Origin of the sequence: Mesorhizobium sp. M00.F.Ca.ET.216.01.1.1 (assembly GCF_004010325.2) — a bacterium.
In the GTDB taxonomy this organism is placed as follows: Bacteria; Pseudomonadota; Alphaproteobacteria; order Rhizobiales; family Rhizobiaceae; genus Mesorhizobium.
In genome coordinates this window covers 45,417-57,348 of the sequence record NZ_SADR02000034.1, presented here as the reverse complement: position 1 = coordinate 57,348, position 11,932 = coordinate 45,417, and the positions used below count along the sequence as shown (strand labels likewise).

Here is an 11,932-nt window from a genome sequence, read left to right as displayed (position 1 = left end):
CGTTACGACAAGGAGGCGATGGAAGCCCTGTTCGTGGGTCTGTTCCTGGAAGCCCATGATAAGCCGCCAGGCGAGATCGTGCTCGATCTCGACGCCACCGATGATCCGCTGCACGGCCAGCAGGAAGGCCGCTTCTTCCACGGCTACTGTGCGCCGTGACGGCGCGGGAGGTGAACATGATTTAGAACACATCTCCCAAACTTGCTGATCTTTGACCGGCGGCTGCAATGCCGCCCCCTTGCTGGGAGAACAGCAGGCGGAAGGGGGCCGAGAAGCTCGACCGGGTGCTGCCGGTGGGGTGTCATCAGCAGATCGGCCTTAACTGAACCGGGTACGGACCATCAACTGTACGCCGGGCTACCACAGTGTTCATGGTGAGGTAACGAAGTGGGTGCTTGAAACCCGTGTATCATGGAAGACTGCCTCCCAGGCCGTGATGGCGGCGGAGGTCAAGCGATCCGAGGCGGTGGGGCTAGTCGCTTTCCACTGCCGGGCGCGCATAGCGTGCTCAAGATGGGACGCCTTCTCCTTGGCCCATCTCCCGTATCGCCACGGGTATAGCCCACCACCTAACGACACGAAGGTTGAAGATCGGAACACGGGAACTCGGATTGTCCGCCCAGTACGGAACTGGGCTAGCCGCAGCGGCCGGAGAAGGACGACACCGAGGGCGGAGCTTCCGTAGTAGTCCGGGCGTGGGAAAGCCACGCACACGGCGAAGGGAAGCAGGAAGACGATAGACACGCGAGACGGAGGAACGATCTGTGGACACGGATCGCCAAGCCGACGATGCTTGGATACTCGGCGTTCAACGCAAACTCTATCAGTGGAGTCAGGCATATCCCAACGATGCTTGGCGGGACATGTGGGGATGGCTTACCGACACCCGCATGCTTCGTCACGCATGGCGGCATGTCGCCTCGAACCGAGGTGCACGCGCCGCTGGAATCGATGGGGTGACTGCGGATAGCATCCGGAAGAAGGGCAAGGAGCAACGCTTCCTCGAACGGCTACAGGCCGAACTGCGCTCCGGCGGGTATCGGCCCAGTCCGTCGCGGCGCAAGCTCATCCCCAAGGCCGGTAAACCGGGGCAATTCCGACCTCTGGGCATTCCGACAGTCAAGGACCGCGTCGTACAGTGTGCGGTCAAAACGCTTCTGGAGCCAATCTTCGAGGCGCAGTTCTGGCATGTCTCCTACGGGTTCCGACCCGGGAGGAGCACGCAAGCCGCCTTGGAGCATATCCGGCGTGCCCTCTTGCCGCAAAAGATCGGCAAGGACGGTCGCCGGGAGGGCATGCCGTACAACTGGGTCATCGAAGGGGACATCAAGGGCTGCTTCGACAATATCAACCATCATCACCTGATGAACCGGCTGCGCGCACGCATCGCCGACCGGCGGGTGACGGGGTTGGTGGGGCAGTTCCTCAAAGCCGGCGTTCTGGCGGAAGATCAGTTCCTCCGCACGAACAGCGGAACCCCTCAGGGCGGGATTGTGTCGCCATTGCTCGCCAACATCGCACTCAGTGCGATCGAGGAGCGTTACGAGCGGTGGACATGTCAACGCTCTAAGGCCCGGCCCGATAATCCCGAACTCGGGGTGATCGCGGCACGCAAAGCGCGGAGCCGGGACCGTGACGCTGGTCGCTGCGTGTTCCTGCCGATCCGCTATGCGGACGACTTCGTGGTTCTGGTCTCCGGTACGCAGAAGGATGCCATCGCGGAAAAAGCCGCGCTGGCCGAGTATCTGCGGGCGATCACGGGCCTCGAATTGTCACCCGAAAAGACAAAGGTCACGGCCATGACAGATGGATTCGAGTTCCTCGGATTCCATGTCGCCATGCGATGGGACAAGCGCTACGGCTACGACCCGCGCGTAGAAATCCCCAAAGCGAAAGCCGTCGATCTGCGTCGCAAGGTCAAGCAACTCACCAAGCGCAACTCGGTGATGGTCGGTCTTGGCACAAAGCTCCGGGAGCTCAATCCCATCCTGCGCGGATGGGCGAATTACTACCGCTACTGCGCCTATGCGGGCTGGGTGTTCACCGGTCTCGACTGGTACGTCCGGGATCGTATGTGGCGTTGGCTGCGGATGAAACGCCCGAAGGCGGGACTGCGCGACATGCGGGATGCGTTTTTGCCCAGTCGCGTGCGCCCGACATGGCGGGTCTGGCGGGAAGGGTCGGTCGAGCAGTATCTGCTCGCGTGGACCCCGGTCTGCCGATACCGCCTCGCATGGATGGGGAAGCCTGATTTTGCCATGTCTTCTGGAGAGCCGGATGCGTAACGAAAGGCGCACGTCCGGTTCGGGGAGGGGCGACGAGAAACCGACCGCTGAAAGGCGGTGTGGCGCTCGTCGCCTACTCTACCCAACTGCTACTGCTACCTGCCACTCTACGTCTTCTGCGGCCGGCACCTTTTGGCGGCCAAGCTGCGACGCTCCAACATCGACGCCAGCAAGGGCGCGGTCGAGCAGGTTGAGCGGATCGTGACCCAGATCCGCAAGAAGTGGCGCGCAGTGCGCATCATCCTGCGCGCCGATTCTGGCTTTGCCCGGGAAGAGCTGATGGCCTGGTGCGAGGCCAACGGCGTCGACTATGTCTTTGGCCTTGCCCGCAACGAGCGGCTGGAGAAGAAGATCGCTCCAGCCTTGCAGGAAGCTCGCCTGGCATCCAGGAAAAGCGACCAGGCCGCGCGCGTGTTCCGCGACTTCATGTGGTCGACGAAAGACAGCTGGTCACGCCGACGGCGGATCGTCGCCAAGGCCGAGTGGACGACGCAAGGCGCCAATCCGCGCTTTGTCGTGACCTCGCTCAAGCCAAAGCGTTGGGCGGCACGGGGGCTTTACGAGGATCTCTACTGTGCCCGCGGCGACATGGAGAACCGCATCAAAGAATGCCAGCTCGACCTTTACGCTGACCGCACCAGCGCCCACACCATGCGCGCCAATCAGTTGCGGCTTTGGTTTGCCTCGTTTGCCTATGTCCTGATCTGCGCCTTGCGTCGCCTCGGTCTCGCCCACACCCGGCTCGCCGAGGCCACCTGCGGCACGATCAGGCTTAAGCTGCTGAAGATCGGCGCACAGGTCCGCGTCTCGGTGCGCCGCATCAAGGTGGCGATGGCCTCGGCGTGTCCCTATGCCGACGAATTCGCACTGGCACACGCCCGAATACGCGCCGCGGCCCGATGACGCCGCAGGACGCGAACCCTTCCCGCCAACAACAGAGGATACATTGCACAAGCTCAAATCGCCGCACGCACGCGGCGCCGATTGCGCTCGTCTTCGGGATCGGGGCACCATGCCAGCACCTGGCCAGGCCAAAACACCGCCTAACGCCAGATGCGGTGAGAAAAGCGGGCTAGATGCGAACGAATGATTCCATCGAAGCCGACTGGCAGGCTCTGATATCGAGGCTGTCGCAATCCGTTGATCTTGACGCGACGGCGCGGGCGACGGGAGCGCTCCTGCGCCATCGCAATGTTGCGGACGCAGCGACATTGCTGCGCCTGGCGTTGGCTTATGGCCCCGGCGGGATGCGCCTGCGCTCGGCTGCCGCATGGGCCGGAGTGAACGACGTTGCGAGCCTTTCGGATGTTGCGCTTTTGAAGCGCTTGCGCGGAGCGGCCGATTGGCTCGGCGGCATTGCAGGCGCCTTGCTCGAAAACGCTTGCGCCAAAAGCGCCGCGCCGACAGGCGTCGGCTGCGCATTGCCGACGGCAGTTCGATCTCGCGTCCCGGCAGGGCCGGCACAGACTGGCGGCTGCATGCCACCTACGAACCTGCGCTTGCGCGCTTCACGCATCTGGAGATTAGCGACGTCCACGGTGGTGAAAGCTTCTGTGTTCCGCTTCGCCAAGGCGACATCGTTGTGTTGGTGATCGCGCCTACGCCCGCGCTCCGTCCCTTGAAAAGGTGGCGTCGGTGGGCGCCGACTTCATTGTACGCACGGGCTGGACCAGTGTTCGGCTGACTACACTCGACGGGCAACCGGTGGACTGGAACGCCATCTATGAGCCCATGCAGCCCGGTGAGGTTTGCGAGATGGACGTGCTCGTGGAGCATTCGGGCCGCCGCCGCAAGGGCCGAGGCAAGCCGCTCTTGCGGGCAAGGCTCATCCTCAAGCGCAAGGATGCGAAGGCCACGGAGAAAGCACAGAAAGTGGCAAGGCGGGGCATCAGCGACGCCGCTGTAACAACACACTGCAGCCGATGACCGTCACCGCGGCAGGCTTCGTCATGCTGCTGACGTCAATCTCGGCCGACGAGATGACGGCCGACAAGGTTCTGCAAACCTATCGGCTGCGCTGGCAGGTCGAACTCGCCTTCAAGCGGCTCAAGAGCGGAATGGGCATCCATAATATTCCCGCACGCGATGAGCGGCTCGCCCGAAGCTGGCTCATGGCCCATCTGATCCTGGCGCGATGATCGACGAGGCCGTCAACGACGTTCTCGACTCTCCCCCTGTGAAGACGAAACCACGGATGGCGCAATCGCTGTCTCTTTGGAGGCTGCATAGCCTCCTGCGTCCTGCCATCCTCAACGCCATACTGATGATGCTGCGACCGGCAAGTATCTCTGCGCGCTTCACCGAAATCATTCGTCACTCTGCGATCCGCCAAGACGGCGCAAAAGCCAATCCGCTGCAGCAAGGATAGCCGTCATGCCTTAAGTTAGCGCCTATGGGGCGCTGTCCCTCCAGCTTGTCAAATCTGTCCCTATCAGAACCTGACGTTGAGGTTGGCCTTGGCGCCGTTGTCGGTGGCGTGGGAGCCGAACTGGCCGGCATAGTACAGGCCGAGTGTGGCATTGGCCGACATCTGCAGGTCGAAGCCGGCCTCGATCACCGCGCTGTCCCTTGCGACAGGCACGCCGCCGATGGTGAAGGCATCGCCGCCGGCGAAGGCGAATGTCGAGGTCGGCGTGACATCACCGAAGGCGTGGCGCCAGCCGAGAGTGCCGCGCGCCGTCGCCTTGATCTCGCCGAGCCCCAGATCAGTGGAGGCACGCAGGCCGAGCGTGGTGAAGGTGACGTCGGTGTTGCTGCTCTGGCTGGTCAGCGCCGCGGCGCCGCCCTGTTCGGTGAAGCCGTCGGTCTTCACGTCGACATAGGTGAGATTGGCGAACGGCTCGAAGTGGAACCGGTCGGCATCCATCTTGTAGGCAAGTTCGCCGAAGACCTGCGCCGTGGCGGCGTCGTAATCGGCCGACAGGGCGTCGGCAAAATCGTTGAAGGCGACGGAGCGTTTCGTCGACATGCTGCTCCAGCTATAGGCAGCGCCGGTGCGGAAGGCGATCGCCCGCCAATTGGTGCCGCCATAGAGGCCAAGATGGTAGTTGTCGCTGGCGCCGCTGGACCGGCGTGCGTCGGCGTCGAAGGACGAATGGCTGTAGCCGCCGAGCAGGCCGACGCGCCAGTCGCCGACCAGGCTGTCGGCGCCCACCAACAGGCCGCCGGTCGAGCGGTCGAAGGCGGCGGCGTTGCCGTCGCTGTCGGTTTTTGCTCGCGAGCCGAAGGCCTGGCCCCAGACGGCGAAACGGTCGGTGTCGGCGGCGGCCATTTCCGGCCCGCCCTCGCCATAGGCCATGACCGGCAAGGCGGCAGTGCTTACATCGCCGAAGGCGGCGCTGATGCGGCTGGTGGCGGCGTCGCGGATGAAGCGGCTGTCCTCGATCAACATGCCCTTGGCCGAGGCATGGATTTCGCCAGAGACCGCGTCGTAGGCGGCCTGTGCTTCGGCCACGGTGCCAAGTGCATAGATTGCATCATAAAGCGCATTGCCGGCGCCGAGCGATTCCGCGCCTGCCGCGGCGGCCTTCTGGTTCGCCGTCAGCCCGAGATCGGCGAAGTTCAATTTGGCCAAATCGAGATAGACGTTGTTGGCGTCGTAAGTGAGCGTCGGTGCGATAAATATCGTGCCGCCGGCAAAGGCAGCGCTGTCGAAGCTGCCGGTGACACCGCCTGCCGCCGTCACGATCGTATAGGTGGTGCCGAGCGCGTAGTCGGGGTAGGCAATGACGTTGACCGAACCGCCATCGATGGTGACTGCGCCGCTGGCATTGATCAGATCCGACGTACCGCCGCTTTCCACTTCGACGGCATAGACCGAACCCGCCGAAAAGCTCGCGTTGGCGACATTGATCGTGCCGATGGAATTGCCCGGCGCAAAGGTCCCGCCAGAAGCAAGGGTGACGTCGCCTACCGTGCCCGACCCGCCAAGCAGGCCACCGGTGACATCGATCGCACCGCCGAGCGATCCGTTGACATAAAGCCCGCCGCCGGAAACGTTCGTCGTGCCGGTGAAGCCGGAGGAATTGCCGGTCAGCTTGGTCACGCCGGCGAGCTGATTGATCGCGCCTGCACCGCTGATGTCCGAGGCAAAACCGTAGTTCGTTTCGGAGTGGTTGAAGTTGAGCGTCCCCGTACCTGGGCCGAACTGTATTGCCGAAGTCATTACCGTTCCGGCTGCCGCAGCCGCCGATCCGGCCGCGCCGCCGATGTTCACTGTGCCGGTGGACCCGGCCTGATCAGCGATAAACAGGTTTCCGGCAACCGTAACCGCACCATCATTGGCGACGGTCAGGGTGCCAGTGCCGGCGATGCCGACGTAAAGGTCCGCACCGTTCGTCCATTTCGACCCACTGCCATCAACCATGACAGTGCCGATCTCACCGCCATTTGTCCCAACCTTGCCATTGGTATCGGTGATCTCGCCGCCATTGGTGACGGACACCGTGCCGACGCTTAAAACCGATAAATCGCCGCTGTTTAGCCACTTGGACCCAGAACCGTCGACTGTTGCCGAGGCGCTGGAACCACCGTAGTATCCGACAAATCCATCGACATCGGACACCAGGCCGCCATTGCTGATGGCAAGGACACCGTCCCCGGCCACTCCCAAGATCAAACTGTTGGTGATGGTCCAATTCGAGCCGACGCCATCGATGGCGGCCGTGCCGGTCGTTCCCGGATTGCTGCCTACACTGCCGCTGCTGCTGGTGACCGTGCCGCCCTGGGTAATGGCGAGGGTGCCGTTGCCGTCTACCCCAAGATAGCCGCTGTTGGTCCAGGTCGATCCCGGGCCATCCACGGTTACCACGCCTGAGGAATTGATATCAAACGCAACAAGTCCATTGACGTCAGACACAGCACCGCCGTTTGAGACATGGAGCGTGCCGGCGCCGCCCTCACCAACATGCAGATCGCCGCTACTGGCCCAGGTCGAGCCGGCGCCGTCGACCGTCGCCGTGCCGGCAGAGCCGACTTCGAGGCCAAGGTAGCCCGAGATATTGCTGACCGTGCCGCCGTTCGAGACTGTCAGCGTGCCCGTGCTGGCACGGCCGACGTAGAGATTGCCGTTATTCGTCCACTTCGATCCCGCGCCGTCGACCGCCACCATGCCGGTCGAGCCCGCCGTATTGCTGACATAGCCCGAGTCATTGCTGACAACACCGCCGTTGGTAATCGATAAAGTGCCGGTGCCGAGATCGCCGACACCCAGATTGGAACTGTTGGTCCAGGTCGAGCCGGCACCGTCGACGAATACAATGCCGGTCGAGCCTGCTTTCGCGCCGATAGTCGCCCAGCTGTCGCTGACAGCGCCGCCCTGGGTTATCGCCAGACTACCGGCCCCGAAATCGCCGACAAGCACGTTGGAGCTGTTTGTCCAGGTCGAGCCCGCACCATCGACGAACACTGTGCCGTTGGAACTGGCGTACGTGCCCACGGTCCCGTCAGCATTGCTGACCGTGCCGCCGTTCGAAATGTTCATTGTCCCGATGCCGTTAAAGCCGACGTACAGGCTGGAGTTGCCGGTCCAGTTCGACCCTGCACCGTCAACCATCGCGGTGCCTATTGAGCCTCCGACATAGCCGAGAAAGCCGGTGCCATAGCTGACCGCGCCGCCGTTTAGGATGCTCAGCGTGCCGGTGCCGTAGTTGCCGACGAACAGGTTGTTGGTTGTCCACTTCGAGCCCGCTCCATCGACCGTTGCGGTGCCAGTGGAGCCTGCATTCTCGCCGAGAAAGGCATCGTGATTGGTGACCACACCGCCATTGGAAACGATCATCGCGCCCGTGCCGCTCTTTCCGACCGTCAAATCGCCCGTGTTCGTCCATGTCGACCCTGCACCGTCGACCATCGCCGTGCCGTGGGAGCCGGCATTCGCAGCGACGATGCCGGTCACATCCGTTACGGTTGCGCCGCTGAAGACGTCCAGAAACCCGGTGCCCTGATCGCCGACGGTCACCTGGGAAGCGTTCGTCCACGTCGATCCCGCACCTGTAACCACAACGGCGCCTAATGCTGAGGAACCCCCGCCGATATTTGCAAGATCATCCGTCAACAGGCCGCCATTTGAAACGGTCACCGAGCCGATGCCGCCCAGACCGACATAGAGATTGCCCGTGCTGTTCCATTGCGACCCGGCTCCATCAACCGTGGCCGTACCGGAGGAGCCGGAAACGTAGCCGACAAAACTATTGAGATCATTCACAACACCGCCGCTGGCAACGTCCAGTGTACCGGTGCCGCCATATCCAACTGCGAAATTGGCGAAAGTACTCCACGAGGAGCCGGCACCCGTGACCGTTGCCGACGCATTGGCGGTTGCTGAATACGCCAAGGTGCCATCTTGGCTGGTGAGAGTGCCGCCATTCGAAATGGTTAGATTGCCGGTTGAAGAAAAGCCATCGGCTATGGTGAGACCGGCGGCAAAAGCATTTCCGGCGTTGATGACGGTCGGGTTGATGGCGATTGTGTCGATGGTGACATTATCGGCCGCTGACGGAACCGATGCGGGGTTCCAGTTTCCGGCGGCAAACCAATCCGTGGAGGCAGCACCGGTCCAGATCTCGGCAGCCGCTGCGGCGATCGGCTGGCCAAGACCGACTAGCGCGGTCGACGTCAGCAACAGATACTTCAATCCCGTCGCCTTGCGGCCTGCAAATGTATTCTGCGGCATCTAATCCCCTGACATGACTGTCGTTTCGCCCTGAGGCTGACATGTCATCGGAACCGGCTGCTGTCTTGGGCAGGACCGCACCGGAATTGGACTGGAGAGAACTGCCGTGCCTTTTCCGCGCACTGTGGTGATTTGGCACCATCGATCGCTTTGATACATGTCGCCCAAAAAAGCGGCTTTGCGACAATGACATAAAAACAAAGGCTTAACGCACGTCACATGAACGCCTTCCGACGCGACGCGCTTTAGGGAGCGGTGCGGTATCGGCCTCGCAGCAGGACAGTCGATTGCGGTGTCGAAAAAAACCGGCCGGCTTCTACCTGGCGCCGGTCGGCGTATAGCCGAAGCGACGACGGAAGCAGCGATTGAAATACGACACGTCGCTGAATCCACATATCAGGGCAATTTCGCTGACCCGCATGCCGACGTTGCGTCGCTGCGAGAGCATCTTGTGTGCTTGCTGCAAGCGCAGTTCGAGCACGCGCTCGGCAAAGCTGATGCCGGTTTCCTGAAGGAGATCATGGACATAGCGCGCCGACAGGCCGAGTTCTTCCGCCACGCGTTGCGCCGAGATGCCAGGGTTGGCAAAATTGTCCGCGATCTTCGCCAGAACAGCCTGCAACCTGGCCGCTCGCACACCGCGCAGGCCGGCCAATTCCGCCGCCTCGCCTTTTGCCCCGGTCGCCAGGCCGATCAGATCGACGATCGTTTCCGTGGCATGGGTTATCAGTTCCGGGGCGACGAGAGGATCGCCGGCTTCGAGAAACTGGCAGTAGCGCTTGAGCAGCGCCAGGGCCTCGTTTTGACTGTCGATCTTCAGCGCCAGCCTGTCATCGATGTGCGGGAAGGCATGTGTGAGGATGGCACGCGGGATCACCACGTTCATCCACACGTTCTTGTCGCTGCCGATCATTTTCAGAGGCTCTGCCGCCGTGACCAGGGCCGCTTCACCCTGTCCGACACCGTAGTCACGGCCGACCTGGGCTCCGGTCAGTATGGTGTCGGCCTTGTTGATCAGCAGAAGGTAGCCGTCATTATCGTCATCGGCGATGTTGTTCGCCTTCCGCGTCGCATGCTTGATCGTTCCCGACATCTGGCCAAGAACCACCGGCCCGATCGCTGAGGCTTCGATCGTCGCCTCGAAAGGCAGATTGTCGGAAATTCCGTATTCGACGGACCATATCTCCGAGACATGGATGTCTTGCCAGAGGGAAAATCGATCGCGTTCGTTAAGATGCGGGGGCAATTGAGCAGATGAAAACACCGTCTTTTGTGACAATGGCGTACCCCTGCGGCTTCAAAAAAATATCGAACGCGATGCTTTCCATTCCAGGAATAACCGGCGACATTGATCGCGGCGTTCAACTGACCGAATTCAATCCTTAATCGAGCTCAACCACACGTGGCGTCACCCAAAAGTGTGACGCCGCGAAATCCTCCGAAGCGGGGCTGTAAGGAATAGGAGGCGTGGTGGAGAGACTGAGCAGCGAAGTACTTGGTTCGATTATCGGTGATATCTATGATTGCGTGTTGAATCCGGAAGGCTGGGCCGGGGTAATGACCCGGGTCACAACGGCCGTCGACGCGGCCTATACCACCATCGCGCTTGCCAGCACCGCCGACAATCATGGCCGGTTCACGGCTCAATCGCCGTGGGATCCGATGCAAATGCGCGCGCTCCAGGAGGACTATGACTTTGATGGAATTCCTGGGCTGAAGGCAGCGGTCGTCGGCGACATCGACACGCCCGTTGCGACCCTGTCGCACATGAGTGAAGCCGAACTCCAGCAAACGCCATTTTATCAGAATTGGGCCAAACCGCAGGGATTGCGCGAGGCTTGCATCACCAAATTCGTCCACACACCAGACCGGATCGGGCTCATGGGCTGCACCACCCGGGCCAGCAGGGGGATCATATCAGTTGAAGAGCAGCGTTTCCTGGCATTGCTCTCGCCGCATCTGCGCCGTGCCTCTCTGATTGGAGATCTGCTCGATCAGGCCCGCGTTACCGCCAATCTTTATCGCGAGGCCCTCGACCACCTCGCTGTGCCTGTCGTTCTTACTGGCGCCAATGGAGCAATCCTGCATGCGAATGGGGCTGCCGGTCAGATGTTCTCCATGCAAGGTCCTATTCTTTCCAGGAAGGGCCTGCTCCAGGCGCAGAACCCGGCCGTGGCACGCGCTCTGCTGGAAGCAATTGCCAGTGCCGCGGGCGCAGATGCCTCGCTTGGCTCCCGCGGCATAGGGTTGCCCATTTCAGCCCCCGGTCAACCGCCCGCCGTCGCCTATGTATTGCCGTTGACCGAAGGAACAGCGCGCGCGGCTTTCCGGCCCGCCTGTGCGGCTGTCTTCGTGTCGACCACGACGTCGTCTTCTCCGCTCCCGGAGGCCGTTCTCACAACGCTATTCGACCTCACTCCTGCAGAGGCGCGTGTCCTCCTGCGGATCGGTGGCGGATTGACTGCGTCCAAAAGCGCGTTGTCGCTCGGTATCGGCGAAAACACTTTGAAGACCCACCTCAACCGTATCTTCGCCAAAACCGGCACGAGGCGCCAAGCCGATCTCGTCAAACTCATTTCGGACATCGGCACGCCCCTCGCACCTGGCGGATCATAATGGTGGGCCCGGAGGCCGATCAGCAGCTTCATTGGTCGCGCCCTTCCGGCAACGTTGGAGATTGGCGAAAATATCGACGACGGCCGATCTCCCCCAAGTGGGGGAGATGTCCAGCAGGACAGAGGGGGCGCTGTCCTGGGCGCTGTCCCTCCGGCCTGTCAGCGAATCCCAATTTTGCGTCCTACGCCGGTCTCAGCTGGTCATCGGTTGACCAAGGGCTGGCGATCATTCGCGCCCCCTCTGCCCTGCCGGGCATCTCCCCCACATGGGGGGAGATCGGCCGTCACCTTGGCTTTCGCCAATCTCCAACGCCTAGCAGTTCCAGCCTCTCGCTCCCCCTGAATCAGCTCCGCCAGTG

Annotated in this window: 7 protein-coding genes and 1 pseudogene; 6 read left to right on the top strand and 2 right to left on the bottom strand. The window is 62.0% G+C overall.

The genetic code is table 11. From position 1 onward, the window contains the following. From EN859_RS39780 to EN859_RS31185, 5 genes and pseudogenes are all read left to right on the top strand, one after another. Nucleotides 1-147 (top strand): annotated as a pseudogene (locus EN859_RS39780) (transposase); the annotation flags it as partial. Between the two features lie 617 nt (nucleotides 148-764). Continuing rightward, nucleotides 765-2,285 (top strand): group II intron reverse transcriptase/maturase, encoded by a 1,521-nt coding sequence (gene ltrA / locus EN859_RS31200; protein ID WP_127856448.1) that lies wholly within the window; start codon nucleotides 765-767, stop codon nucleotides 2,283-2,285. A gap of 57 nt (nucleotides 2,286-2,342) precedes the next feature. Continuing rightward, nucleotides 2,343-3,188, top strand: coding sequence for an IS1380 family transposase (locus EN859_RS31195; RefSeq protein ID WP_281015645.1), 846 nt, complete (start codon nucleotides 2,343-2,345; stop codon nucleotides 3,186-3,188). A gap of 845 nt (nucleotides 3,189-4,033) precedes the next feature. Further along, the gene (locus tag EN859_RS40570) at nucleotides 4,034-4,423 is read left to right on the top strand and encodes a transposase (RefSeq protein ID WP_127856447.1); all 390 of its coding nucleotides are present in this window, start codon (nucleotides 4,034-4,036) and stop codon (nucleotides 4,421-4,423) included. Beyond that, complete coding sequence (locus EN859_RS31185; RefSeq protein ID WP_127856446.1) at nucleotides 4,420-4,653, top strand: hypothetical protein; 234 nt, start codon at nucleotides 4,420-4,422, stop codon at nucleotides 4,651-4,653. The genes EN859_RS40570 and EN859_RS31185 overlap by 4 nt, the downstream gene beginning before the upstream one ends. A gap of 63 nt (nucleotides 4,654-4,716) precedes the next feature. Here EN859_RS31185 and EN859_RS31180 read toward each other — a convergent pair whose 3' ends face one another. Continuing rightward, the gene (locus EN859_RS31180; RefSeq protein ID WP_127856445.1) at nucleotides 4,717-8,958 is read right to left on the bottom strand and encodes an autotransporter domain-containing protein; all 4,242 of its coding nucleotides are present in this window, start codon (nucleotides 8,956-8,958) and stop codon (nucleotides 4,717-4,719) included. A 316-nt stretch (nucleotides 8,959-9,274) separates the two neighbouring features. Next, on the bottom strand, nucleotides 9,275-10,237 hold the full coding sequence (locus tag EN859_RS31175; protein ID WP_127856444.1) for an AraC family transcriptional regulator: 963 nt from the start codon (nucleotides 10,235-10,237) through the stop codon (nucleotides 9,275-9,277). A 188-nt stretch (nucleotides 10,238-10,425) separates the two neighbouring features. Here EN859_RS31175 and EN859_RS31170 point away from each other — a divergent pair, with 188 nt between their 5' ends. Beyond that, a complete protein-coding gene (locus EN859_RS31170; protein WP_245525799.1) occupies nucleotides 10,426-11,574 on the top strand; it encodes a LuxR family transcriptional regulator in 1,149 nt (382 codons plus the stop codon). Nucleotides 11,575-11,932 lie beyond the last annotated feature (358 nt).

What these genes read in the sequence shown, in the direction of transcription:
- EN859_RS31180 (WP_127856445.1), bottom strand. Translation starts at nt 8,958, where the DNA reads ATGCCGCAGAATACATTTGCAGGCCGCAAGGCGACGGGATTGAAGTAT.
- EN859_RS31185 (WP_127856446.1), top strand. Translation starts at nt 4,420, where the DNA reads ATGATCGACGAGGCCGTCAACGACGTTCTCGACTCTCCCCCTGTGAAG.